Origin of the sequence: Pseudomonas sp. PGPPP1 (assembly GCF_002255865.1) — a bacterium.
GTDB lineage: Bacteria > Pseudomonadota > Gammaproteobacteria > Pseudomonadales > Pseudomonadaceae > Aquipseudomonas > Aquipseudomonas cremoris.
The window spans coordinates 1-24,412 of the sequence record NZ_NKIG01000017.1 but is presented as its reverse complement, the minus strand read 5'-3'; the positions used below and the strand labels follow the sequence as shown (position 1 = coordinate 24,412).

General features: G+C 60.1%; 21 protein-coding genes, 1 tRNA gene and 1 pseudogene. 5 read left to right on the top strand and 18 right to left on the bottom strand.

Features of this window, described 5'->3' with window-relative positions; all coding sequences use genetic code 11:
* The first annotated feature begins 4 nt into the window (after positions 1-4).
* The 5 genes from gcvP to CFE47_RS18750 all read left to right on the top strand — a co-directional run bounded on the left by gcvP (position 5) and on the right by CFE47_RS18750 (position 6,735).
* Entirely contained in the window at positions 5-2,845 is a 2,841-nt protein-coding gene (gene gcvP / locus CFE47_RS18770; protein WP_286839314.1) for an aminomethyl-transferring glycine dehydrogenase, read from the top strand.
* Positions 2,846-3,006: 161 nt separating this feature from the next.
* Positions 3,007-4,383 (top strand): L-serine ammonia-lyase, encoded by a 1,377-nt coding sequence (locus CFE47_RS18765; RefSeq protein WP_286839311.1) that lies wholly within the window; start codon positions 3,007-3,009, stop codon positions 4,381-4,383.
* 39 nt (positions 4,384-4,422) lie between these two features.
* Positions 4,423-5,547 carry a glycine cleavage system aminomethyltransferase GcvT gene (gene gcvT / locus CFE47_RS18760; protein ID WP_286839310.1) on the top strand — a complete coding sequence of 375 codons (1,125 nt, stop codon included), beginning with the start codon at positions 4,423-4,425 and terminating at the stop codon, positions 5,545-5,547.
* A 393-nt stretch (positions 5,548-5,940) separates the two neighbouring features.
* Entirely contained in the window at positions 5,941-6,153 is a 213-nt protein-coding gene (locus CFE47_RS18755) for a cold-shock protein (protein ID WP_034109143.1), read from the top strand.
* Between the two features lie 93 nt (positions 6,154-6,246).
* Positions 6,247-6,735: an RDD family protein gene (locus tag CFE47_RS18750; protein ID WP_286839308.1), complete on the top strand. Its 489-nt coding sequence runs from the start codon at positions 6,247-6,249 to the stop codon at positions 6,733-6,735.
* 134 nt (positions 6,736-6,869) lie between these two features.
* Here the strand turns inward: CFE47_RS18750 and nadA are convergent, their stop codons facing one another.
* The 18 genes and pseudogenes from nadA to CFE47_RS18660 form a co-directional block, all read right to left on the bottom strand.
* Entirely contained in the window at positions 6,870-7,928 is a 1,059-nt protein-coding gene (gene nadA, locus CFE47_RS18745; RefSeq protein ID WP_135289433.1) for a quinolinate synthase NadA, read from the bottom strand.
* 236 nt (positions 7,929-8,164) lie between these two features.
* Positions 8,165-9,451, bottom strand: a complete 1,287-nt coding sequence (locus tag CFE47_RS18740) for an OmpP1/FadL family transporter (RefSeq protein ID WP_286839304.1) — start codon at positions 9,449-9,451, stop codon at positions 8,165-8,167.
* A gap of 276 nt (positions 9,452-9,727) precedes the next feature.
* Entirely contained in the window at positions 9,728-10,522 is a 795-nt protein-coding gene (locus CFE47_RS18735) for an IclR family transcriptional regulator (protein ID WP_185708045.1), read from the bottom strand.
* 235 nt (positions 10,523-10,757) lie between these two features.
* The gene (locus CFE47_RS18730; RefSeq protein ID WP_286839514.1) at positions 10,758-11,366 is read right to left on the bottom strand and encodes a sarcosine oxidase subunit gamma; all 609 of its coding nucleotides are present in this window, start codon (positions 11,364-11,366) and stop codon (positions 10,758-10,760) included.
* A gap of 52 nt (positions 11,367-11,418) precedes the next feature.
* Positions 11,419-14,316, bottom strand: coding sequence for an FAD-dependent oxidoreductase (locus tag CFE47_RS18725; protein WP_286839300.1), 2,898 nt, complete (start codon positions 14,314-14,316; stop codon positions 11,419-11,421).
* Positions 14,313-14,606 (bottom strand): sarcosine oxidase subunit delta, encoded by a 294-nt coding sequence (locus CFE47_RS18720; protein ID WP_286839297.1) that lies wholly within the window; start codon positions 14,604-14,606, stop codon positions 14,313-14,315. The genes CFE47_RS18725 and CFE47_RS18720 overlap by 4 nt, the downstream gene beginning before the upstream one ends.
* A gap of 12 nt (positions 14,607-14,618) precedes the next feature.
* The gene (locus CFE47_RS18715; protein WP_286839296.1) at positions 14,619-15,860 is read right to left on the bottom strand and encodes an FAD-dependent oxidoreductase; all 1,242 of its coding nucleotides are present in this window, start codon (positions 15,858-15,860) and stop codon (positions 14,619-14,621) included.
* Positions 15,850-16,737, bottom strand: a complete 888-nt coding sequence (folD, locus tag CFE47_RS18710) for a bifunctional methylenetetrahydrofolate dehydrogenase/methenyltetrahydrofolate cyclohydrolase FolD (RefSeq protein ID WP_286839293.1) — start codon at positions 16,735-16,737, stop codon at positions 15,850-15,852. The genes CFE47_RS18715 and folD overlap by 11 nt, the downstream gene beginning before the upstream one ends.
* Positions 16,734-17,600, bottom strand: a complete 867-nt coding sequence (gene purU / locus CFE47_RS18705; protein WP_286839291.1) for a formyltetrahydrofolate deformylase — start codon at positions 17,598-17,600, stop codon at positions 16,734-16,736. The genes folD and purU overlap by 4 nt, the downstream gene beginning before the upstream one ends.
* A 165-nt stretch (positions 17,601-17,765) precedes the next feature.
* The gene (locus CFE47_RS18700) at positions 17,766-18,545 is read right to left on the bottom strand and encodes an ABC transporter ATP-binding protein (protein WP_286839289.1); all 780 of its coding nucleotides are present in this window, start codon (positions 18,543-18,545) and stop codon (positions 17,766-17,768) included.
* Positions 18,533-19,324 carry an ABC transporter permease gene (locus CFE47_RS18695; protein WP_286839287.1) on the bottom strand — a complete coding sequence of 264 codons (792 nt, stop codon included), beginning with the start codon at positions 19,322-19,324 and terminating at the stop codon, positions 18,533-18,535. The genes CFE47_RS18700 and CFE47_RS18695 overlap by 13 nt, the downstream gene beginning before the upstream one ends.
* Positions 19,321-20,340 (bottom strand): ABC transporter substrate-binding protein, encoded by a 1,020-nt coding sequence (locus CFE47_RS18690; RefSeq protein ID WP_286839285.1) that lies wholly within the window; start codon positions 20,338-20,340, stop codon positions 19,321-19,323. Before CFE47_RS18690 ends, CFE47_RS18695 begins: the two co-directional genes overlap by 4 nt.
* Positions 20,341-20,637: 297 nt before the next feature.
* Positions 20,638-21,543 carry a histidine phosphatase family protein gene (locus CFE47_RS31795; RefSeq protein ID WP_446677024.1) on the bottom strand — a complete coding sequence of 302 codons (906 nt, stop codon included), beginning with the start codon at positions 21,541-21,543 and terminating at the stop codon, positions 20,638-20,640.
* Positions 21,544-21,851: 308 nt separating this feature from the next.
* A tRNA-Lys gene (locus CFE47_RS18680) sits at positions 21,852-21,927 on the bottom strand.
* 63 nt (positions 21,928-21,990) lie between these two features.
* Positions 21,991-22,680: a 7-cyano-7-deazaguanine synthase QueC gene (gene queC / locus CFE47_RS18675; RefSeq protein WP_286839283.1), complete on the bottom strand. Its 690-nt coding sequence runs from the start codon at positions 22,678-22,680 to the stop codon at positions 21,991-21,993.
* A gap of 1 nt (position 22,681) precedes the next feature.
* Entirely contained in the window at positions 22,682-23,329 is a 648-nt protein-coding gene (queE, locus tag CFE47_RS18670; RefSeq protein ID WP_185708063.1) for a 7-carboxy-7-deazaguanine synthase QueE, read from the bottom strand.
* 164 nt (positions 23,330-23,493) lie between these two features.
* A complete protein-coding gene (gene ybgF, locus CFE47_RS18665; protein ID WP_185708065.1) occupies positions 23,494-24,327 on the bottom strand; it encodes a tol-pal system protein YbgF in 834 nt (277 codons plus the stop codon).
* Between the two features lie 6 nt (positions 24,328-24,333).
* Positions 24,334-24,412 (bottom strand): annotated as a pseudogene (locus tag CFE47_RS18660) (peptidoglycan-associated lipoprotein Pal); the annotation flags it as partial.

Below are 24,412 nucleotides of genomic sequence, written 5' to 3'. Positions count from 1 at the left end.
CGCCATGTCGATCAACATCAGCACCGCCAACGAATTCATCGCCCGCCACATCGGCCCGCGCCAGGAAGATGAGCAGCAGATGCTCGCCAGCCTGGGTTTCGATTCCCTGGAAGCCCTGAGCGCCAGCGTGATCCCGGAAAGCATCAAGGGCACCAGCGTGCTCGGCCTGGAAGACGGCCTGAGCGAAGCCGAGGCCCTGGCCAAGATCAAGGCCATCGCTGACAAGAACCAACTGTTCAAGACCTACATCGGCCAGGGCTACTACAACTGCCACACGCCGTCGCCGATCCTGCGCAACCTGCTGGAAAACCCAGCCTGGTACACCGCCTACACCCCGTACCAACCAGAAATTTCCCAAGGCCGCCTGGAAGCGCTGCTGAACTTCCAGACCCTGATCAGCGACCTCACTGGCCTGCCGATCGCCAACGCTTCCCTGCTCGACGAAGCCACCGCCGCTGCCGAGGCCATGACCTTCTGCAAACGCCTGAGCAAGAACAAGGGCAGCAACGCCTTCTTCGCCTCGGTCCACAGCCACCCGCAAACCCTCGACGTACTGCGCACCCGTGCCGAGCCGCTGGGCATTGACGTAGTCGTGGGCGATGAACGCGAGTTGACCGACGTCAGCCCGTTCTTCGGCGCCCTGCTGCAATACCCGGCCAGCAACGGTGATGTATTCGACTACCGCGCATTGACCGAACGTTTCCACGCTGCCAACGCCCTGGTGGCCGTGGCCGCAGACCTGCTGGCCCTGACCCTGCTGACCCCACCGGGTGAATTCGGTGCCGACGTGGCCATCGGCAGCGCACAACGCTTCGGCGTACCGCTGGGCTTTGGTGGCCCGCACGCGGCGTACTTCTCCACCAAGGATGCGTTCAAGCGCGACATGCCGGGCCGTCTGGTGGGTGTGTCTGTCGACCGTTTCGGCAAGCCGGCCCTGCGCCTGGCCATGCAAACCCGCGAGCAACATATCCGTCGCGAAAAAGCCACGTCGAACATCTGCACCGCTCAGGTACTGCTGGCCAACATCGCCAGCATGTACGCCGTGTACCACGGCCCCAAAGGCCTGACCCAGATCGCCCAGCGTGTGCACCAACTCACCGCGATCCTGGCCAACGGCCTGACGACCCTGGGCTTCAAGGTCGAGCAAGAAAACTTTTTCGACACCATCACCCTCAACACCGGTGCCAACACCGCCGCCCTGCACGACAAGGCTCGCGCCCAGCGCATCAACCTGCGTGTGGTAGACAGTGAGCGTGTTGGTGTGTCGGTGGACGAAACCACCACCCAGGCCGATATCGAAACCCTGTGGGCGATCTTTGCAGGCGACAAAGCCCTGCCGGACTTCGCCGCCAAGGTAGACGCCACCCTGCCGGCCGCGCTGCTGCGCCAGTCGCCTGTGCTCAGCCACCCGGTGTTCAACCGTTATCACTCCGAAACCGAGCTGATGCGCTACCTGCGCAAGCTGGCCGACAAGGACCTGGCACTGGACCGCACCATGATCCCGCTGGGCTCGTGCACCATGAAGCTCAACGCCGCCAGCGAAATGATCCCGGTGACCTGGGCCGAATTCGGCGCCCTGCACCCGTTCGCTCCGGCCGAGCAAAGCGCCGGTTACCTGGAGCTGACCTCCGACCTGGAAGCCATGCTCTGCGCGGCCACCGGCTACGACGCGATCTCCCTGCAACCGAACGCCGGCTCCCAAGGCGAGTACGCAGGCCTGTTGGCGATCCGTGCCTATCACCAGAGCCGTGGCGATGAACGTCGCGACATCTGCCTGATCCCTTCGTCGGCCCACGGCACCAACCCGGCCACCGCCAACATGGCCGGCATGCGCGTGGTGGTCACCGCGTGCGATGCCCGTGGCAACGTCGACATCGAAGACCTGCGCGCCAAGGCCATCGAGCACCGCGATCATCTCGCCGCGCTGATGATCACCTACCCGTCCACCCACGGTGTGTTCGAAGAAGGCATCCGCGAAATCTGCGGCATCATTCACGACAACGGCGGCCAGGTGTACATCGACGGCGCCAACATGAACGCCATGGTCGGCCTGTGCGCACCGGGCAAGTTCGGTGGCGACGTTTCCCACCTGAACCTGCACAAGACCTTCTGCATCCCCCACGGCGGTGGCGGCCCGGGCGTTGGCCCGATTGGCGTCAAGTCGCACCTCACGCCGTTCCTGCCGGGCCACGCGGCCATGGAACGCAAGGAAGGCGCGGTGTGTGCGGCACCGTTCGGCAGCGCGAGCATTTTGCCGATCACCTGGATGTACATCAGCATGATGGGCGGCGCAGGCCTCAAGCGCGCTTCGCAGCTGGCGATCCTGAATGCCAACTACATTTCCCGTCGCCTGGAAGAGCACTACCCCGTGCTCTACACCGGCAGCAACGGCCTGGTGGCGCATGAATGCATCCTGGATCTGCGCCCACTCAAGGACAGCAGCGGCATCAGCGTGGATGACGTGGCCAAGCGCCTGATCGACTTCGGTTTCCATGCGCCGACCATGTCGTTCCCGGTGGCCGGCACCTTGATGATCGAGCCGACCGAAAGCGAATCCAAGGAAGAACTGGACCGCTTCTGCAACGCGATGATCGCCATCCGCGAAGAAATCCGCGCGGTGGAAAACGGCACGCTGGACAAGGACGACAACCCATTGAAAAACGCGCCACACACCGCCGCTGAATTGGTGAGCGAGTGGACCCATCCGTACACCCGCGAGCAAGCGGTGTACCCGGTGCCATCGTTGATCGAAGGCAAATACTGGCCGCCGGTTGGCCGGGTCGACAATGTGTTTGGTGATCGCAACCTGGTGTGCGCGTGCCCGTCGATCGAGAGCTACGCATAACGCGGTCAAATGTGGGAGCTGGCTTGTGTGGGAGCTGGCTTGCCTGCGATGCAGGCACCTCGGTCTATCAGGTAGACCAGGGTGATGCTATCGCAGGCAAGCCAGCTCCCACCCTGACCAGGGTTCGACTTCAAGAATAATAAGAAACCGGAGAACAACTCATGTCTTTAAGCGTGTTCGACCTGTTCAAGATTGGCATCGGCCCCTCCAGTTCCCACACCGTTGGCCCGATGCGCGCCGCCGCTCGATTCGTCGAGGGCCTCAAGCGTGACAACCTGCTGGGCACCACCACCTGCGTCAAGGTGGAGCTTTACGGATCGCTGGGCGCCACTGGCAAAGGCCACGGCAGCGACAAGGCCGTGTTGCTGGGCCTGGAAGGCGAACACCCGGACACCGTGAATACCGAAACCGTGGCCACGCGCCTGGCGCAAATGCGCAAGGACGGCCGCCTGAATTTGCTCGGCGAACACAGCATTGCGTTCAACGAGAAAGAACACCTGGCGATGATTCGCAAGCCCCTCGCCTACCATCCCAACGGCATGATCTTTCGTGCCTTCGACGCCGCCAACATTCAAATCCGCAGCCGCGAGTACTATTCGGTGGGCGGTGGTTTTGTGGTGGATGAAGACGCAGCAGGCGCCGACCGCATTGTCGAAGATGCCACGCCGCTGACCTTCCCGTTCAAACACGGCAAGGACTTGTTGAACCATTGCACTACCTACGGGCTGTCCATCAGCCAAGTCATGTTGACCAACGAAAGTGCCTGGCGCCCCGAGGCTGAAACTCGCGCCGGGCTGCTGAAAATCTGGCAAGTGATGCAGGACTGCGTGGACGCGGGCTGTCGCAATGAAGGGATTTTGCCCGGCGGCTTGAAGGTCAAGCGGCGTGCGGCTGCGTTACATCGGCAACTGTGCAAGCACCCGGAATCGGCACTGCGTGATCCATTGTCTGTGCTGGACTGGGTCAACCTCTACGCCCTGGCCGTCAATGAAGAAAACGCCAACGGCGGGCGCGTGGTCACGGCGCCCACCAATGGTGCGGCCGGGATCGTACCGGCGGTGCTGCATTACTACATGCGTTTTATCCCCGGCGCGAACGAAGACGGCGTGGTGCGCTTCCTGCTCACCGCCGCCGCCATCGGCATTCTGTACAAGGAAAACGCCTCGATTTCCGGTGCCGAAGTCGGCTGCCAGGGCGAGGTTGGCGTGGCCTGTTCCATGGCTGCTGGCGCCTTGTGTGAAGTATTGGGCGGTACGGTTTCCCAAGTGGAGAACGCCGCCGAGATCGGCATGGAACACAACCTCGGCCTGACCTGCGACCCCATTGGCGGGCTGGTGCAGGTGCCGTGCATCGAGCGCAATGCCATGGGCTCGGTAAAAGCGATCAATGCGGTGCGCATGGCCTTGCGCGGCGACGGGCAGCACTTCGTGTCCCTCGACAAGGTTATCCGCACCATGCGCCAGACCGGCGCCGATATGAAAAGCAAATACAAGGAAACCGCCCGTGGCGGTTTGGCGGTCAACATTATCGAGTGCTGACGCCCCAAGGCGCGCCAGCACGTTTTTCAGGAGCTGAACATGTCCACCGAAACCCTGTTGAAAACCCCATTGCATGCGCTGCACATCGAGCTGGGCGCGCGCATGGTGCCCTTCGCCGGCTACGACATGCCGGTGCAATACCCGCTGGGCGTGATGAAGGAACACCTGCACACCCGTGATCAGGCCGGGCTGTTCGACGTGTCCCACATGGGCCAGATTCGCCTCACCGGCGCCAACGCCGCCAAGGCCCTGGAAACCCTGGTGCCCGTCGACATCATCGACCTGCCGGTAGGCATGCAGCGCTACGCGATGTTCACCAACGACCAGGGCGGCATCCTCGACGACCTGATGGTGGCCAACCTGGGTAACGATGAGCTGTTCCTGGTGGTCAACGCCGCCTGCAAGGACCAGGACCTGACCCACTTGCGTCAGCATATCGGCGACCAATGCAGCATCGAACCACTGTTCGAAGAACGCGCCCTGCTGGCCCTGCAAGGCCCGGCGGCGGTGAAGGTGCTGGCACGCCTGGCGCCGGAAGTGACAAAGATGACCTTCATGCAGTTCGCCACCCTGCGCCTGCTGGGTGTGGACTGCTATGTCAGCCGTTCGGGCTACACCGGTGAAGACGGTTTTGAGATCTCCGTGCCTGCGGCCAACGCCGAAAGCCTGGCCCGCAGCCTGCTGGCCGAGACTGAAGTACACGCCATCGGCCTGGGTGCCCGCGACTCCCTGCGCCTGGAAGCCGGCCTGTGCCTGTACGGCCACGACATGAACGCCGACACCACCCCCATTGAAGCCAGCCTGCTGTGGGCGATCTCCAAGGCTCGTCGCGCCGACGGCGCACGTGCCGGTGGCTTCCCGGGCGCCGACCGCATCTTCACCCAGCAGCAAGCCGGTGTGAGCCGCAAGCGTGTCGGCCTGCTGCCACAAGAGCGCACCCCAGTGCGTGAAGGCGCAGAGATTGTCGACGAGCACGGCACCGTGATCGGCACCGTATGCAGCGGTGGCTTTGGCCCGACCCTGGGTGGCCCGTTGGCCATGGGTTACCTGGACAGCGCGTTTATCGCGCTGGATACCGAAGTGTCAGCGCTGGTACGTGGGAAAAAGGTGCCACTTCGTGTAAGTAAAATGCCATTTGTACCGCAACGTTACTATCGCGGCTGATTGACTGTTCCAATAAGTAACGCGGTTGCGTTACGCGCACTAAACTGTAACGCAACCGCCATAAAACAGTGCATTGACGATAGTCATTGTTTAACGAATTAACCTATAACCAAAGATCAACGCTATCGAATAAGTCAGATTCTGATTGTTGACCGAAGTGTCATGAAGCCGAGCAAAACCTGGGCTTTTGGCAGGACTTGTTTTTTCTCCTTTAGTTGGCGTAGAGTTTGCTGACTGTGTTTGCATGGGTCGCTTTGAACCTGGACCTGGGCAGTAGCTGAAGTAGTTGTGCTACAACCCGTTCGACGTCTCTTACTTTCCTGCAACCCAGCCCAGTACTCTTTCATGTGAAAGAGACTGTCATTAATTTTTAGCGTCAAAGGAAAGAAGAAAATGTCAGATCGTCAGAGCGGTACCGTCAAGTGGTTTAACGACGAGAAAGGGTTTGGTTTTATCACTCCAGAAAGCGGTCCGGATCTGTTCGTGCATTTCCGCGCTATTCAAGGCAATGGCTTCAAGAGCCTGAAAGAAGGCCAGAAGGTCACCTTCAAAGCCGTGCAGGGCCAAAAAGGCATGCAGGCTGACGAAGTACAAGCAGAAGGCTGATCCCGACTGCGACAAAAAGCCCCTGATATGACATCAGGGGCTTTTTTGTGCCCGTTATTTCGTACTATGGGTTTTTCTCCAGAGACCCCTGCCATGTCCAAACCCCTGCTGAGCCCCCAAGGCGAATTTCCCGCCGTTGGCCTGGGCCGTCGCCTGGCAGCGATGTTCTATGACTTCCTGCTGTGCACTGCCCTGCTGATCGTCACCGCGTTCATCTACAAACTGGTGTGGATCGCCTTCGTGGGCGAAGCCAAGATGCGCACCCTCACCGAGTCCGGCGCACTGGACGGCGACCCATTGCTGTCGACGATTCTGTTCTTCGTGCTGTTTGGTTTCTTCGCCAAGTTCTGGACCCACTCCGGGCAGACCCTGGGCATGCAGGTGTGGGGCGTGCGCGTGCAGAACGCCGACGGCTCACGCATCAGCCTATGGCAGGCGTTGCTGCGCTTTGTGGTGTCGATTGCGTCGTGGTTGTGTGTGGGGCTGGGGTTTATCTGGTCGCTGTTTGATAAGAAGCAGCGCAGCTGGCATGACATTTATTCGGATACGCAGTTGGTGCGCATCCCGAAGCAAAAGAAGTAGGTTCGAACGCAACAAAACCAGTGTGGGAGCTGGCTTGCCTGCGATAGCGTCAGTCCAGTCACTGCAACATTGACTGATAGACCGCAATCGCAGGCAAGCCCGCTCCCACATTTTTTTAATGAGCAAGCCTCAAGTCAAGCGTTGCCAGCCAACTTGAGGCGCGCCGCCTGGGTGAAATCCAACATCCGCTTAAGCGGCCGTACCGCCTGCGGAATCACCGACGGTTCGACGAATATCTCGTTGCTACCCTCACGCAGGCACTGCAACGTGCGCTCCAGCGTGTTCATCGCCATCCACGGGCAGTGCGCGCAACTGCGGCACGCCGCGCCGTTGCCGGCGGTAGGCGCCTCGACGAAGACTTTGTCCGGGCACAGCTGCTGCATCTTGTAGAAGATGCCGCGGTCGGTGGCCACGATAAAGGTCTTGTTCGGCAAGCGCTGTGCAGCGGCAATCAGTTGGCTGGTGGAGCCTACGGCGTCCGCCAGTTCGATCACCGATGTCGGGGACTCGGGGTGAACCAGGATCGCGGCGTCCGGGTACAGCGCCTTCATGTCTTCGAGCTGCTTGGACTTGAACTCTTCGTGAACGATGCACGCACCGTCCCACAGCAGCATGTCGGCACCGGTCTGGCGCTGGATGTAGGTGCCCAGGTGCTTGTCCGGGCCCCAGATGATGGTCTCGCCGTTGTCCATCAGGCTTTCGACGATTTCCAGCGCACAGCTGGAAGTCACCACCCAATCTGCCCGGGCTTTGACCGCCGCCGAGGTGTTGGCATACACCACCACAGTACGCTCGGGATGCTGGTCGCAAAACGCCGAAAACTCATCCACCGGGCAGCCCAGGTCCAGGGAGCACGTGGCTTCCAGGGTGGGCATGAGGATGCGTTTTTCGGGGGTGAGGATCTTGGCCGTCTCGCCCATGAAACGCACGCCGGCGACCAGTACGGTCTTGGCCGGGTGGGCGGCGCCGAAGCGGGCCATTTCCAGGGAGTCGGAGACACAGCCGCCGGTTTCCTCGGCCAGGGCCTGGATCACCGGGTCACAGTAGAAGTGGGCAACCAGCACCGCGTCTTGAGCCTTGAGCTCGGCGGCGATGGCGGCACGCAGGCTCGCCTCTTCGTCGGCGCTGAGGGCCTTGGGCTGCTTGGCGTCGAGGTGGGCTTGAACCAGAAGGCGTTCGGAAATTTGCGTCATGTTCGCAAGACCTGCAGGCGCAGTTGCGCGAAAGTCGAGTGTACCACCGGCTCTGGAGCCCTTCGGGCGCCGCCGGACGAAGTGTTTTTGTTCATCAAGCACGGGTAAAGGTGAAGCTGCGCAAGGCTACAGAATATCGAATCGATTCAAAAGCCCAATCTGGCAATCGCGGACGCGTCTGTCGGGCAAAAAAAGGAACCTCACTTGAGGTTCCCTGTGTTCACTGCTTGGCGCGATCAGAAGCGGTAAGTCACCGACCCACCGAAACCATTGGCGCTGTTTTCATACTTGGCGTCATAGGTCAGGCCGACCTGGCTCAGGTTCTGGTGAACCTTGATCGGTTCTTCCTTGAGGTAGGAATACGCCACGTCAAACGTCACGTTTTCGATCGGTGTCCAGCCGGCACCCAGGCTGAATACGGTGCGGTCGCCGGTGGGAATCCGCACAGAGCGATCCGTATTGTTTGTAGGCGTCTGGTCCACCGAGAAGCCGGTCCGCAGCACCAGTTCCTTGTTCACTCGATAGGACGCGCCAATCGCGTGGGACCAGGTGTCATGCCAGTGCTGTTGTTCGGTGATCGTGCCCAGGCCACCGAACTGTGCGGTGAGGTCGGACACCCCATCGTTGTTGATCGTGATCTTTTTCAACTGGCTCCAACGGGTGTAGGTGCTGCCCAGGTAAAGGGTCCAATCGTCATTGAGTTGGTGGGTGACCGAGAAATCCACCGAGGACGGCGTGGTCACGTTGAGGCTGGCGTCATAACGCTGCGGGCCGCCGTCGAACGCGTTGGAAATCAGGCCAGAAGCGTTGGTCTTGCCCGTGAGGTGGTACACCACTTGCGAGTGGTAGGTCACACCGAAACGGGTGCTTTCCAGAGGTTGCACAAGGATACCGGCGTTGAACCCGGTGGCGTTGTCATTGCCCTTGACCTTGACGCTTTCACCCGCGCCACCACCTAGGGGGACGTTGGAGTCTAACTCGCCACTGATGCGGTTGAAGGTCGGGCCAAAGCCCACCGAAACGATATCGTTGAAGGCATAGCTGATGGTCGGCTGCACGGTGATGACCTGCACCTTGCTCTTGTTGCCAAAGCCATTGCCCTGGAAGCTGTGCTCGTAATCGGTCACCAGGCCGAACGGCGCGTAGATCCCCAGGCCGAATGCCCAGTGTTCGTCGATGGGCGTGACCAGGTAGCCCATCGGCACGGCAATGCCAGGCACCATGTTGCCCTTGTCGGTGCCTGGGTTGTCGGCACCGAACTGGGTCGAATGGGCATCCTTGATGTTGGATTTGGCATCGAGGTAGGTCGCGCCGATGCTCACTTCATTCTTCTTGAGACGGGACATGCCCGCAGGGTTGCCGAACACCGTGCTGGCGTCGTCGGCAGAAGAAGAGCGGCCGGCATAGCCCGTACCCATTGAACTGATGCTTTGTTCATTAAGCGCGAAACCACCGGCGAACAGTGGGGTGGAGGCCAGTGAAACGGCAAGCGCCAAGGCGCCTTTAAGAGTTTTGTTATTCATTATTAGGACTCGAATTATTGGGCAGCGATGAGGAAGCTACCAACGTTCGAGAAGCGGGTTTATGAAGAGTTTTTCATGCGCAGGATTGTCGGACAATCCTAGGTATTTCAAAGACTTTGACTGGCTTTACGTTGCTGTTTCAGACCTTTTAACCCCAATCTGACTGAGCGGTTTCGAGCGCCAGTCGTGAGGCTTTTGCCGCCCAAGGCGGCGCCTGGCAAGCAGCAACCCACTGCCGGCAAACCAGCAATGGGGGCCTGTCATCCAAGACTCATTTCACCCCAGCGCTGCGGGCCGGTAACCGGCCTCGGCGGAAATCTGCCGGGCGCATTCGAGCAGCATGTCGCGGGTGCGCTCCAGCACGCCTTCGGCGGCCATCATGGCATCGGGTCCAGACACGTTGATGGCAGCAACCACATTGCCCTCATGGTCGCGGATCGCGGTGGCAATGGCCGTGGCGTAGTCCGAGCGACTAAGCACCCAACCTTGCTCGCGGGCTTCGCTGATAGCCAGCTTGAGGTCTGGCAAGTTCCTGGGGCCGGACGTCATGTGGTCGTCGAGACGCACGTGCTGGTACAGCGACTCCAACTCCGCTTCGCTCATGGAGCTGAGCAGCATCTTGCCCATGGCGTTGCAATGACACGGAATACGGGTGCCGATGGGGATATTCACCGACAACCGTTGCTGGGCGAACGAGCGATAGATGTAGAGGGTGTGGTGCTGTTCGCGGATGCTCAAGTGGCACGATAACGAGGTGCGATCGCGCAGGGTGTTCAGGTGCGGCAACGCCACGTCGACGATGTCGCGGCTGGCCAGGTAAGTGAAACCGCGAGAGATGAGCTGAGGCCCCAGCTCGTAACCGTTCTTGCCGACTTTTTGCAGGTAGCCCATCGCAGCCAGGGTTTGCACGATGCGGTAGATGGAGGAAACGCTGCCGCCCATGAGTTCGGCCAGTTCGTTCATGTTCAGGTTGCGTTGGTCGGAGTTGAACAGTTCCAGGATGCGCAGACCGCGCTGAAGGGCTGGAACGATGTAGTCCAGGTCTTTGGCTGAGGGGTCCTGCTCGCTCATGTGCATCTCTCGTCTACAAAATGGATCTGGCTATCGAATGCCAGACAAGATACCAGTGTCAGGCGCGACACAAATCAAAATGTGGGACTGGCGTTGTAGTGAGCGGGCTTGCCCCGCGCTGGGTGGCGAAGCCGCCCCAAATCCTGACACCTTGTTCTAACTGGAGAAACGCGGTGCCTGGGTTGGGGTGGCTTCGCCCCCCAGCGCGGGGCAAGCCCGCTCACTACAGAAAGCGCTATCGCGATACGGCGCAGAAGACGTTGATGCCTGCCGGTGCGCCGTCAAACTCCTGCATTGCATCGATCAACACATGCCACAGGTAGTGCGCCGATGCCCGATCAAACAGCAGGTGAAAGCATGGCGTGTCGCGCGTGCCCGTGTTGACGATGATGCCATTGACCCGCGCCACCGAGGTCTGCGCGACGCTGCCCGGTGCGAACGCCGAAGCGCTCAAATCAACGCCGCAGAGCTTGGCCATGATCTCGCTGATACGCGGGCCGAACAGTGCCAGGCAAGTGTGGCTGTCCTGACGTGGCAGGCAGTAGTTGGCTTGCTGGCTGAGTGCCCACCCGGCTTCCAGTTGCGCCAGGCGCTCACCGCCGTCGCTGAGGGCGCCGAGCAAAAAGTATTCGTTCATCGACAGCCGTGCAATCCACTCGCCGCCCGGCTGGCGTACGGCGGTGTTGGGCTGCGATGGCAGGCTGAAACCGTGGCCGGTCAGGTAGTCGGCGGCTTGGGCGCCGCGAAAGCCAACGCGGTGCAGGTTGGCCAGGTCCACCAGCCCGCATTCACGCGCGTCGCTGTCATAGGCCTCTACGAACAGCTTGCCACCGGCTGAAACCATCGCCGCGCCGGCGTGCAACGAGTGCAGCGGGCTTCGCTCAAGGTTATTCATATCAAAGCTCCTGACGCTTGTTTTCAGGGTCATAGAAAGGCAGTTCGACCACCGTGGCGCTGACGACCTGGCCGCCTTCCACACGGATCGGCACTTGACTGCCCGGTGCGGCCTGCTTGGCGCCGACGTAGGCCAAACCGATGATGGCGTCCAGGGTGCTGGAGTACTCACACGAGGTGACGTTGCCGCTGATATCGGCACCTTCGAGTACCAGGTGGCCTTCCAGGGGCAGCGGTTGCGTCTTGTCCAGCTTGAAACCCACCAGCTTGCGCTTGAGTGGCTGGGCTTCGAGGATTTCCACCGAGCGCTTGCCGATGAAGAACGGCTTCTTGCGGGCAATCGCCCACTGCATGTCGATCTCGCCGGGGTGGGTCATGCCGTCGGTGTCCTGGCTGATGATCACGTGGCCTTTTTCCAGGCGCAGCAGGCGTTGGGTTTCGACGCCGAACGGGCGAATGCCGAAGGGTTTGCCGGTCTCCAGCAGGAGGTCCCACAAGGCTTCGGCATAACGCGCCGGCACGTGGATTTCGTAACCCAGTTCGCCCACGAAACCCACCCGCAGGATGCGTGCGGGAATGCCGGCCACGGTGCCTTCGCGCACACCCAGGTAAGGGAAGGCTTCGGCGCTGAGGTCGACATCGGTGCAGACCTTCTCCAGCACCTTGCGCGATTGCGGCCCGGCCAAGTTGACCGCAGCGTAAGCGGCGGTGACGTTGGCCACGTCCACATCCAGACGCCATTGCGCATTCCACTGCAGCATTTGCTGGTAGATACGGTCCACGCCGCTGGTGGTGGCCGAGACGTAGAAGTGGTTGTCGGCCAGGCGGCACGCCACGCCGTCATCGCCCACCACGCCTTGCTCGTTGGTCAGCAGCGCATAGCGAGTACGACCCACTGCCAGCTTCTTGAAGCCGAACGTGTACATGCGCTCCAGCAGTTCAGCCGCGTCCGGGCCGCGCACATCCAGGCCGCCAAGGGTGGACACGTCGATCAGGCCGACGTTGTTGTGCACGCACTCGGCCTCTTCACGCATGCAGCGTTCGCGCTCATGGGCCGGGCCGTAAAACGCAGGGCGCTGCCAGATACCGGCGGACATCATTTTCGCGCCGGCCTGCAAGTGGCGCTCATGCATCGGGGTACGGCGGTAAGGGTCGAAGCCACGCCCGGCCAGCAGCGCGAGTTTCTCTTCGGTGAACGGCGGACGCGCAGTGGTCACGCCGGTTTCGCTGATGTTGCGGTGAGTGGATGCAGCCACCAAACGCGCCGTCGGCAAAGCGGAGTGACGCCCCTGGGATGGCCCCATGCCCACGGTGGAGAAGCGCTTGACCAGTTGCACATCGCGGTAGCCATGGCGAGTGGCGTTGATGATGTCGCGGATTTGCAGGTCTTCATCGTAATCGACGAATTCCTTGCCTTTAGGGTGGGCAAAGATCGGCCAGTCGAAGTTGACCCGTGTACTGTCAGCAGCCGGCGCCTGCGTCGGCGCTTCACCCAGGCCCAGCGCAGCCAGCGCCTTGATCGCGGCATAGCGACCGTCTTCGATAACATTGCCCAGCGCGTGCTGCCCATTCACGGAGCCGGCAATCTGCAAGTTTTCCGGCAGGCCCTTGATGGCGAACGCGGCACGCGTGTCGTTGTAGCTCAGCGCACCACCGGCCTGGCACAGCAGTTGATAGACCGGCATATAGCCGGCAGACATGCACAGCAAGTCACAGTCCAGCACTTGGCCCTGGTCGGCGACGCGGCCCTGGCCGACGATACGGCGCACATCCACGCCGGTGACATGCAGGCCGCGCTTGTCGGTGAGCGCTTCGTACACCGTATGCTCCAGGTGCACCACGATGCCCTTGGCCTTCACCGCCGCCAGCAATGCAGGTGACGCCGGCTGTGGGCGCATGTCGAGCAAGGCGGCCACGGTCACGCCTTGTTCGTGCAAATCCAATGCGGCGAGATAGCCGTCGTCGTTGCCGGTGAGGACCACGGCGCGCTGGCCCGGTTTGACCGCGTACAAACGCATCAAGCGCTGCACCGCACTGGTGAGCACCACGCCCGGCAGGTCGTTGTTGCGGAACACCACCGGCTGGTCGAACGCGCCGCTGGCGACGATGCACTGGCGCGCCCGCACCTTGTACATGCGCTTGCCCTGGTGGATCGGCAGGTAGTTGTCGGCAAACCAGGCATTGCAGGTGGCGTCGGTCATCACGCGGATATTCGGGTGATTGCTTGCCGCGCCGACCATTTGCTCACGGGTGCCGCTGGCCAAGTTGGCGTCCAGGTCGAAGCGCGCATAGGTCAGCGCACCGCCGAGGACCGGCTGCTGTTCGACCAGCAGCACCTTGGCGCCGGCGTCCGCTGCGGTCAGCGCTGCGCTCAGGCCTGCGGGGCCGCTGCCGATGACTACCACATCAAAGAACAGGAAGGCCTTGTCGTGGTACTCAGGCTTGAACTCCAGGTCGAGTACACCCAGGCCCGCTTTCTTGCGAATCAACGGCTCCCAGCGCTTCCACATGCCCTTGGGCTTGTAGAACGCGCGGTAGTAGAACCCCACCGGCATGAACTTGGAGAACTTGCCCAGGTAGGCGTCCTTGTCTTTCTCCAGCGTGCCGCTGATGTTTTGCGGGGTCACTTGCAAGCCCGGCAACAGCGGTTGCAGGTCGGCGATAACATTCGGCTCGTCTGGCAACTGCACCAGGGTATTGGCGTCTTGGGCGGCCATGGTCAGCGGGCCACGGGCGCGGTGGTATTTGAACGAGCGGGACATCAGCCACTGGTCGCTACCCAGCAAGGCGCTGGCGACGGTATCACCGCTGAAGCCCTGAAACTGGCGGCCGTCGAAAGAAAAACTTACAGGCTTGTTGCGGTCGATCAACAGGCCCATCGGGGCAGGCAGGCGCGTCATTGGGAAGCCTCCGTGGCGAAGTCGATTCGCCGGGTGAACAGTTCCTTGGGGTCGAAGGTGCGCAGAATCTGGTCGGTGACGGTATGGCGCACGGCGATAAACCAGTAGCTGGACGCGTTGTGCATCCACCATTCAGTGACCACACCGGCGATGTTCTCGCTGTTGAACACGTAGTCGGCCCACTCGGCCGTGGAGCAGGTGGCAGGGTCGGGCATGCTTTTGACTTCGCCGCCGTAGGTGAACTCGTTGATGTTGCGCGCGCCGTTGAGGGGGCAGGTCATGATTTTCATACGTGCACTCCGTCAGTGGCTGGCCGCTGTCGCGCCCATCTCGTTGACTTGCTGGAAGGTGGAAAACCGGTCGAGGGCAAACGGTTTGATCAGGTCCGGCACCTGGCCGCCGCTGGCGACCAGTTCGGCCATGGTCTTGCCGGTGATGGGCGTGGCCTTGAAGCCCCAGGTGCCCCAGCCGGCGTCGAGGTAGTAATTTTCCACCGGAGACAAACCCATGATCGGGCTGTAGTCGGGGGTCATGTCGGTCATGCCGCCCCATTGGCGCATCAGCTTGGCGTTGGCCATGAACGGGAACATCTCGATGGCGGCGGTTAGCAGGCTTTCCTTGAGGTCCAGGGTGGAGCGCGAGTTGTACAGCGGGTACGGGTCGGAGCCGCCGCCGAAGACGATCTCGCCACGGCTGGTCTGCTGCACGTAGCAGTGCAGCGCCGACGAACTCACCAGCGGGTCGAGGAATGGCTTGAACGGCTGGGTGACCATCGCCTGCAAGGGGTAGGTATGGATCGGCGCCTTGATCCCGGCCTTGTTCAGCAGGATCGAACTGGAACCGGCCACCGCTTGCACCACACAGCCACATTGGATGTTGCCGCGATTGGTCTTGATGGCGGTGATGCGGCCGTTGGTGATGACCAAGTCCTGCACTTCGGTGAGCTGATGGATTTCTACGCCGCGCTTGGCCGCTTCCTTGGCGTAGCCCCAGGCCACTGCATCGTGGCGCGCGGTGGCGCCGTCTTCGTGCCAGAGCCCTGCGAGCACCGGCAGATGGCCCGGGTCAAGGTTGAGGGACGGCACCAGTTCGCGGATCTGCTGGCGGTCGATCATTTCGCAGCGTCCGCCAAAGTGTTTGTTCACTTCCGCACGCTGGCGAAACGCACGCACCGTGGCGTCGGTGTGCGCCAACGTCAGTTGCCCGCGCTCGGAGTACATGATGTTGAAATCGAACTCGTTGGACAGTTCTTTGAACATGCGCACCGATTCGATGTAAAAGCGCACGCCTTCGGAGGTCAGGTAGTTGGAGCGAATCACCGCCGTGTTGCGTGCGGTATTGCCACCGCCCAGGTAGGCCTTTTCCAGCACGGCCACGTTGGTGATGCCGTGGTACTTGGCCAGGTAGTAAGCGGTGGCGAGACCGTGACCGCCGGCGCCGATGATGACCACGTCATAGGCCGATTTAAGTTCCTTGGGCGCCGGCAAATCCACTTCCACCGGGTACTCGGACGACAAGCCGTATTTCAATAGGCTAAAGGGCATGGTGAGCTCCAGGTACGGACAGTTGCTGGCGCAGGGCGCGGACGGTGTTTTGCAGCAGGAAGGCGATGGTCATGGGACCGACGCCACCAGGCACAGGCGTGATGGCAGAGGCTTTTTGCGAGGCGCTGGCGAAGTCCACATCGCCTACCAGGCGAGTTCTGTCGGCTTCGGCAATACGGTTGATGCCGACGTCGATCACCACGGCGCCCTCTTTGAGCCAGTCCGCCGTGATCAACTGCGGGCGGCCAACGGCGGCGATGACGATATCGGCTTCGCGGCACAGGCGCGGCGCATCCACGCTGCGCGAATGCAATACGGTCACCGTGCAATGGGCTTGCAGCAGCAGCGCGGCCATCGGCTTGCCGACGATGTTCGAACGCCCTACCACCACCGCGTGCTTGCCGTTCAAGTCGCCAAGCACTTGGTTGAGCAGGTACATGCAGCCGCTGGGGGTGCACGGGTACAACGCCGGTTGGCCGAGGGTCAACGCGCCGACGTTTTCGCGGTGGAAACCATCGACATCCTTGCGCGGGTCAATCGCCTGGATCACCGCCGCTTCGTCGATCTGCCCGGGCAACGGCATCTGCACCAGAATGCCGTTGACCAACGGGTCGGCATTCAGGTCGGTGATCAACGCCAGCACCGTGGCCTGGTCAATATCTGCCGGCAATAGATGCTCCATGGAGCAGATACCCACCTCTGCGCAGCGCTCGACCTTGTTGCGTACATACACGCGACTGGCCGGGTCGTTGCCCACCAGCACCACGGCCAGACACGGCTGCAGGCCCTCGGCGCCGAGCACCTCGACCTCGTGCTTGACCGCTGCGAGCACCGCGCGTGCGGCCAGCTTCCCATCGATGATGTGCGGTGTGTTCATCGAAAGATCACCGTACGGTCGTGGTTCATGAACACGCGGTGCTCCAGGTGGTATTTGACGGCCTTGGACAAGGCGACGGTTTCGGTGTCGCGACCGATGGCTACCAAATCCTCAGGCTTGTAGGCGTGGTCCACGCGCTGCACTTCCTGCTCGATAATCGGGCCTTCGTCCAGGTCGGAGGTCACGTAGTGCGCGGTGGCGCCGATCAGTTTTACCCCGCGCTCGAACGCTTGGTGATACGGCTTGGCACCCTTGAAACCGGGTAGGAACGAGTGGTGAATGTTGATCGCGCGACCACTGAGTTGCTTGCACAAGTCGTCAGAGAGGATTTGCATGTAGCGCGCCAGCACCACCAATTCGGTACCCGTTTCGCGCACCACATCGAGCAGCGCCTGCTCTTGCTGGGCCTTGGTGTCTTTGGTCACCGGCAAGTGGATAAAGCGGATGCCTTCGCGCTCGGCCATGGCGCGCAGGTCTTTATGATTGGAGACGATGGCGGTGATCTCCATCTCCATCTCGCCCTTGTGGCGGCGGTACAGCAAGTCGGACAGGCAATGGTCGAACTTGCTGACCATCAGCAGCACCTTCATCGGGCGGCTGCGGTCGTGGATCTGCCAGGTCATGTCAAACTCGTGGGCCACAGGCTCAAAGCCTGGCTTGAGCGCTTCAATATCACCGGCCACACCGGCGTTGAAACGAAACACCGCCCGCAGAAAGAAGCGCCCGGTATATTCGTCGTCGAACTGTGCCAGCTCACTGATGTAGCACTTCTGCTGCGCCAGGTAAGAGGTGACGGCGGCGACGATGCCCGAGGTGGCCGGGCAACTGACGGTGAGGATAAAAGATTCGCTGGAAGTGTTCATTTTTCGCCTGACAATTTTAAGTTCGTAAGTGAATTTATTTACCAATAAAACCTTTATCTAAGGCATTAACAAAATCGCTTGCAAATATAGTTTTTATTGAAAAGCTATGGACGAGCGAAGCCCCGGCGCAGACCTTCCAACGCAGATCTACGCCCGATGGCTTCGTCAGCGCGCTGCTAGACTTTTAGCCACCTCGCCCTGAACGGTCTTCCAGATCTTTTGCTTCATTGCCAAATACTGCTCCGACAACTGCACGTCGGCGTTACGCGGGTGCGGCAGGTCGTTGACGATGTCCTGGGCGATCTTGCCCGGCCGGGCCGACATGATCAGGATGCGCGAGGACAGCATCAGCGCTTCATCAATGGAGTGAGTGATGAAGACGATGGTCTTGCCGCTTTGCTCGTAGATGCGCACCAACTCTTCCTGCAACACCTGGCGAGTCATGGCATCCAGTGCGGCGAAGGGTTCGTCGAACAGCATCACTGCCGGGTCGTTGGCCAGCACCCGGGCAATCGTCACGCGCTGCTTCATACCGCCAGACAGTTGCTTGGGATAGGCGTTTTCAAAGCCCTTGAGGCCGACCATGTCGACAAACTGCTGGGCAATGGCGCGGCGCTCGGCCTTTTTCATGCCCTTCATCTTCAGGCCGTAGGCAATGTTGTCGAGCACACTCAGCCACGGGAACAGCGCGTACTGCTGGAACACCATGCCGGTGTTGGGGCTCACTTCGGTCACCTGGCGACCCTCGACCTTCACCAGCCCTTCGCTGGGGTGATCAAAGCCGGCGATCATGTTGAGGGTGGTGCTCTTGCCGCAGCCCGAGGCGCCGACAATCACCACGAACTCGCCTTTCTCGATGCGCAGGCTGACATTGTCCAGCGCCAGCATGTCGCCGTAGCGCTTGGACACGCCTTCGAGCTCAATGATTGGATTCAGTCCTGCCACGATACGAGCCTCCTCTCGATAATGCGCATCACCAGGTCGGTGAGCAGTACGGTGATGCTGATCATGACCATGCCCAACACCACGGTGTCGGTCTGGAAGTATTCCTTGCCGTTCATGATCATGAAGCCCAGGCCTTCACGGGCGGCGATCAGTTCGGCGGAGATCACGCAGGTCCAGGCGATGCCGAGCATCACTTTCAGGCCGGTGATGATCTGCGGCAGCGCCGCGGGCAGGATGATCCCGAACATGATGTTATGACGCTTGGCGCCCAGGTTCTTGGCGGCGCGAATCAGCAGCGGGTCGACGTTACGGGTCGAATCGATGATGTACAGCAACGCCGGTGCCAGGGAGCCCATGAACACGATGGAGTACTTTTGCGACTCGGAAATGCCGAACCACAACAGCGACAGCGGCACCCAGCTCATCGACGGCAATGGCCGCAGGAACGACAACAGCGGGTTGAAGATCGCCATGCACAACGGCGACGAGCCCATGGCAATGCCCAGTGGGACAGCGACGATAGTGGCCAGCAGGAAGCCGACCATGACACGGCGGGTCGAAGCGAAGATGTTGGCAATCAGGCTGCCGTCGCCCGTCATGTCGACGGCGCGGTGCCAGATATCCGATGGTGCCGGCAGGAACAAGGCTTCGACAAACCCCATCTTTACCGCTGCTTCCCAGATAGCCAGGATGATGATCAGCGTGGCAAAGCCAATGATCAGCCGCGACACGATGCCGGTGCCCATGGGTACATAGGGGCGAGCTACAGAGTTACTCATGGACGGATCTCTGCATGACTGACGAACGAGGTGTTGAACCAGTCATCCACGGCCGGGACCTTGGACAGCTGCTTGTTCTCCACCATGAAGGCCGCCAATTGGTTGAGGCCGTGCTGGAAGCTCTGGGTCTCGATCAAGGTTTTTTTCTGGTCGGCCAGGTCATGCCATTCGATGGCGTTAATGGTCTTGAGCTGTTCTTCCACCGGTAGCTTGGTCAACTCGGTGATGGACTTCGCCGCCTCCTCCGGGTTTGCCTTGATGAACGCGATCGCCTCCATGTAGCTGTCCACAAACGCTTGGGCTTCCTTCGGATGCTCTTTGGTGTAGGCGCGGCTTGCGATCAGGATGTCCGGCCCGGTGCCGATCTTGAATTGCTTGTAGAGGCTGAACTGGGTGTCATCGGCCAGAAGCGTGCTGCCCTGCTGTTGCAGGATGTTGAAGGTTGGCGACCACGCGACGGCAGCATCGATTTGCCCGGTTTTGAGGGCAGCCGGCATTTCCTGGGTCGGCATGTTCAGCAGCATCACGTCCTTGTTCGGGTCCATCTGCGCTTGTTTGAGCAGGTCAAGGATGAGAATGTGTCCGCTTGATGCGTAAGTGACGCCGATCTTCTTGCCCTTGAGGCTGGCGATGTCCTTGATCTCGCCGTTGGTGAACACTCCCTGCACGGTCACAAAGGAATCCGGCTCCGAGACCACCTCGAACGACTTGCTGCCCGCCGCCATCAAGGACAACGCAGGAATCGCGCTGGACGCGGCGAAGTCCAGATTACCGGACACCATCGCGCTCATCCGGCTCGACGAGGTACCAAAGAGCTGCCACTTAACGTCCAGGCCATTCTTTTTGAAGATACCCTTATCAATGCCCACCCAGACCGGAAAGCTGCTGAACCAGGTCGAGCCACCATAGGTGACAGGCGCAGGCGTCGCGGCTTGAGTGGCAGTGGCGCCAAGGCCACCGACCAGCAGCGAGGCTGATAACAGGAGGTTTCTGGTGAAGGCTTTGAGAGTGGTCATGCAAGGTACCCGAGCTTGGTGGGAGCAAAAAGGACGGCAAGCGCCATCATTCAATGAAGGGCAGAATTTTCTATTTATTCATTTGGAAATGTTATTTTCACAGGTGAATTGATTTTGTATTTCACTTTGTGTTATTGGTCATTTTATAAGCCATGAATACATTTCTGTAAATACTATATTCCCTGGAGATATTTTAAGCGCTCAAGAACCGAGCCAATCCACAGGCAAAAAAAATCCGGAAAGCCACACCCACGTGTGGCTTTCCGGATTGTTCGTGGCGCGAGTAAGCGCGCCCACCTAAAGATTCTTCAGCAAATCCCCGAGCGTTTTGTGCTCCCAAGTCGATAGCAACGCCACGGGATCAGTCCCATAGCGGGCACCCGAATCAAACGACCAGCGCCGCCCATCAGGGCTAATGCAGGTTTGGCAGAAGTCGAGTTCACCGCAGCTGCTGTAGATCGACATACGCCAACCGCCGACTTCAACGTCAAGGTGATCGCTATCGGACATCCGCCCCACCCTGGTCATCACGCGCCGCCCCCAGGCAACCTCGCGCAACACCTCGCACACGTCTCGAGGAGAGAGCGGCAGGGCTTTCATCCAAACCGTCTCGCCTGCGGACCAGGACAACCTGTAGCCGCAACCGTTAGGCACAGGGTTCTGGATTTCGTATTCACGCCAGTCGGCCATAGCTCGACCATCAATACCCTGCGGCTTGCGCTCGATCAGCCAAGCGACAGCATTGATGAATTGCCCATGGGAAAACACCGCAATGTCATCGGCAGGGTGCGCTGCCAGTCGCTCCAGGAAAGACCGAGCCCTGCACAAAAAATCCAGGAAGGATTCAGCGCCTGCACCATCCGTAAACGCCGGGTCTGACCTGACCCAATACTCATCGACCCAAGCCCGCCGCTGAGCCACAGTGGTGTTAACGCACCGTGCGGGCTCAAGGTAAGTAAATTCGTGAATGGGCCACGTCTCGAGCCGAATCGCCGGATACCTCGCTACTGTAGCCATAGCGGTTGACTGGGCCCGGGAAAACGGCGAGGCAACGACCAGACCGGGAGCATGATCAAAGGAACACGCCACCTGATGCGCCTGTTCGACACCCCTTACCGTAAGAGGGATGCTCGCGTGATCCAGGCTGGGTTCACCAGCATTGGCAGCACTTTCTCCATGACGTATCAGCCTGACATGCTTCATACACCCGACACTCGCACAGTTACGGCCATTCGCCTCTCCTGGGCACCTTTTGGCCTATATGGCCGACAACCAAGGATACATGCACTGGCATCAGTGGCGATGCAGTGGCGACTACTGCACAGGCGAGCGAGTGGACTTATTTTCGCATCATCAAGGCCACGTCAACGTGAACAAACTCGCCGCACGCCTGACAGGTTGAATCGGCTTTTGCGCAACCTCCGACACCACAGCCACTAAATCGCAGGCAAAAAAAAAACCCGGAAATCCTCACTTACGTGGGCCTTCCGGATTTTCTAAACCGCCAAAAATGGTGGGTCGTGTGGGATTCGAACCTACGACCAATTGGTTAAAAGCCAACTGCTCTACCAACTGAGCTAACGACCCGCTGTGTGGTGGCGCGTATAATACTGATTTCTAAGGATTATTCAACACCTTATTTAAAATAAATCAGAAATAACGCGTTGGGTCAGTAATTCCGGCCGATTGGAAGCCTTCCGCACGCAGTCGGCAGCTGTCGCATTTCCCACAAGCACGGCCGTCATCGTCTGCCTGGTAGCAGGAAACAGTCAGCGAATAATCGACGCCAAGTCCTACACCAGCCTTCACGATATCGGCCTTGCTCAGGTTTTGCAGCGGCGCCAGGATGCGGAAGCCCTGCCCTTCTACACCGGCCTTTGTCGCCAGGTTGGCCATGCGCTCGAACGACTCGACAAACTCTGGTCGGCAGTCCGGGTAGCCGGAATAGTCCACAGCGTTGACGCCGATAAAGATGTCACGCGCGTTGAGCACTTCTGCCCAGCCAAGGGCGAGGGACAGGAAGACGGTGTTACGTGCAGGCACGTAGGTGACCGGAATGCCTTCGCCCGGCGTTTCAGGCACATCGATGCTGCTGTCGGTAAGCGCGGAGCCACCGATGCCATTGAGGTTCAGGCCGATCACCTTGTGCTCGACCACACCCATGTCGCGAGCGACGCGCGCAGCGGCGTTCAACTCGGCGCGGTGGCGCTGGCCGTAGTCGAAGCTCATGGTGTAGCAGCTGTAGCCTTCGGCTTGCGCCATAGCCACCACGGTGGCGGAGTCGAGGCCACCGGACAGCAGGATTACAGCGCGTTTTTGATCGTTGGTTTGTTCAGTCATGTCAGCGTCCTGGCTCATCGTTCCAAAGGTATTTGTGCAACTGCAATTGCAGGCGCACTGGTAGATTGTCCGCAACCACCCAATCGGCAAGATCGCGCGCGTTCAGGTCGTGGTGACTAGGAGAGAACAGCACCTCGCCGGCGCGACGATCCAGGCCGTACTGGATGAGCTTGGAGCTCGCCCAGTCGTAATCGTCACGGGAACAGATAACGAACTTGACCTGATCGTTGGCCGTCAGCAAGTCCATGTTCTCGTAAAGATTGCGGTGCGATTCCTTGGAGCCGGGGGTCTTGAGGTCGACCACGCGGCTGACGCGCGGGTCTACCGCGGAAATATCCAAAGCACCACTGGTTTCCAGGGACACTTCATAACCGGCGTCACACAGCTGCTTGAGTAATGGAATGGCATTAGGCTGGGCCAGGGGCTCGCCGCCGGTCACGCAGACGTAGCGCGGGCGGTAACCGGCAACCTGCTGCAGGATGTCATCAAGAGTGCGCACGGTGCCGCCACTGAAGGCGTAGGCGCTGTCGCAGTATTGGCAACGCAAAGGACAGCCGGTCAAGCGCACAAATACTGTGGGCAGGCCAGCGGTTCGCGTTTCACCCTGCAACGAGTAAAAAACTTCGGTGATGCGTAATGTGTCTTGCATAGTCGCCACGGGCGTAACAGCTAAACAGGCTGTCCGCCTCCGTCAGGCACTTCAAGGGATCCCGCCAACGCGTAGACCCCAAGGAGCGTGTTTCATAAAAGGGCGTGGATTCTAACGAAAAAACCCGCGCCAGGCGCGGGTTTCTTCTAAACGGGCTGCATTGCTTACAACCGCTGCAGATCCCGTTGTGCCAACTGCGCAGCCGAGGTACCCGGATATTGGGCAACCACTTGCTGCAGAATGCCTTTGACCTTGTCGGTATGACCCAGGCGGCGCTCTACGTCAGCGAGTTTGTACAGCGAGTCCGGTACCTTGGCATGCTTGGGGTACAACTGGCTGACCTTGGCAAACGCCTGGCCGGCTGCTTGCAGATCACCCTTGGCCAGGTTCACCTCACCCAGCCAATATTGGGCGTTGCCCGCGTACTGGCTGTTGGGGTATTTACGCAGGAAAGCGGTAAATGCCTGGCTGGCTTTATCGAAATCCTTGGCCTTGATCAGGTCGAAGGCTGCGTCGTAATACAGTTTTTCCTTCGCCGGATCACCCGGTTCGCTGCTGGCGGCAGGGGCTTGGCTGGCAGCCGCCCCTGCTGCTGCACCACCGGCGGCGGCACTTGGCGCACCACCGGTAGAAGAATTATCAGGAGTTGCGGCAGGTTGAACACCGGCTCCAATGCGTCGATCAAGATCCTGGTAACGCTCCAGGCCTTCTTGCTTCAGCTGGTTCACTTGATTCTGCAGAACCTCAATCGTGCCTTGTTGCTGGGACAATTGATCCTGCATACGTTGCAGCTGGTTGAACAGTTCGCCCTGTGCCGAGGGGGCGGACGTAGCCGCCCCCCCAGCATAGGCGCCGTTCGTGCCATAACCCGCTGGCGGATAACTGCTCCCGCTATTGTTATAGCCAGAGTTGCTATCTTCCACAGGAACCGCAGCCCACACCGCAAGCGGTGCGAGGCTGAGAGCCAATACAGTTAGAGCACGACGGCACGTTCGCATGACGAATTACTTACGCAGTTCGACGCGACGGTTTTGAGCCCAGGACTGCTCGTCGTGGCCAGTAGCAACTGGACGCTCTTTACCG

Bases quoted from the DNA above. Each gene is read 5' to 3' on its own strand.
- queE (WP_185708063.1), bottom strand. From the start codon at position 23,329: ATGCAAGACACATTACGCATCACCGAAGTTTTTTACTCGTTGCAGGGT.
- gcvT (WP_286839310.1), top strand. From the start codon at position 4,423: ATGTCCACCGAAACCCTGTTGAAAACCCCATTGCATGCGCTGCACATC.
- CFE47_RS18755 (WP_034109143.1), top strand. From the start codon at position 5,941: ATGTCAGATCGTCAGAGCGGTACCGTCAAGTGGTTTAACGACGAGAAA.
- CFE47_RS18735 (WP_185708045.1), bottom strand. From the start codon at position 10,522: ATGAGCGAGCAGGACCCCTCAGCCAAAGACCTGGACTACATCGTTCCA.
- CFE47_RS18730 (WP_286839514.1), bottom strand. From the start codon at position 11,366: ATGGTTTCAGCCGGTGGCAAGCTGTTCGTAGAGGCCTATGACAGCGAC.
- queC (WP_286839283.1), bottom strand. From the start codon at position 22,680: ATGACTGAACAAACCAACGATCAAAAACGCGCTGTAATCCTGCTGTCC.
- gcvP (WP_286839314.1), top strand. From the start codon at position 5: ATGTCGATCAACATCAGCACCGCCAACGAATTCATCGCCCGCCACATC.
- CFE47_RS18720 (WP_286839297.1), bottom strand. From the start codon at position 14,606: ATGAAAATCATGACCTGCCCCCTCAACGGCGCGCGCAACATCAACGAG.
- CFE47_RS18725 (WP_286839300.1), bottom strand. From the start codon at position 14,316: ATGACGCGCCTGCCTGCCCCGATGGGCCTGTTGATCGACCGCAACAAG.
- CFE47_RS18765 (WP_286839311.1), top strand. From the start codon at position 3,007: ATGTCTTTAAGCGTGTTCGACCTGTTCAAGATTGGCATCGGCCCCTCC.
- CFE47_RS18740 (WP_286839304.1), bottom strand. From the start codon at position 9,451: ATGAATAACAAAACTCTTAAAGGCGCCTTGGCGCTTGCCGTTTCACTG.
- folD (WP_286839293.1), bottom strand. From the start codon at position 16,737: ATGAACACACCGCACATCATCGATGGGAAGCTGGCCGCACGCGCGGTG.
- CFE47_RS18695 (WP_286839287.1), bottom strand. From the start codon at position 19,324: ATGAGTAACTCTGTAGCTCGCCCCTATGTACCCATGGGCACCGGCATC.
- nadA (WP_135289433.1), bottom strand. From the start codon at position 7,928: ATGACGCAAATTTCCGAACGCCTTCTGGTTCAAGCCCACCTCGACGCC.
- CFE47_RS18750 (WP_286839308.1), top strand. From the start codon at position 6,247: ATGTCCAAACCCCTGCTGAGCCCCCAAGGCGAATTTCCCGCCGTTGGC.
- purU (WP_286839291.1), bottom strand. From the start codon at position 17,600: ATGAACACTTCCAGCGAATCTTTTATCCTCACCGTCAGTTGCCCGGCC.
- CFE47_RS18715 (WP_286839296.1), bottom strand. From the start codon at position 15,860: ATGCCCTTTAGCCTATTGAAATACGGCTTGTCGTCCGAGTACCCGGTG.
- CFE47_RS18690 (WP_286839285.1), bottom strand. From the start codon at position 20,340: ATGACCACTCTCAAAGCCTTCACCAGAAACCTCCTGTTATCAGCCTCG.
- CFE47_RS31795 (WP_446677024.1), bottom strand. From the start codon at position 21,543: ATGAAGCATGTCAGGCTGATACGTCATGGAGAAAGTGCTGCCAATGCT.
- ybgF (WP_185708065.1), bottom strand. From the start codon at position 24,327: ATGCGAACGTGCCGTCGTGCTCTAACTGTATTGGCTCTCAGCCTCGCA.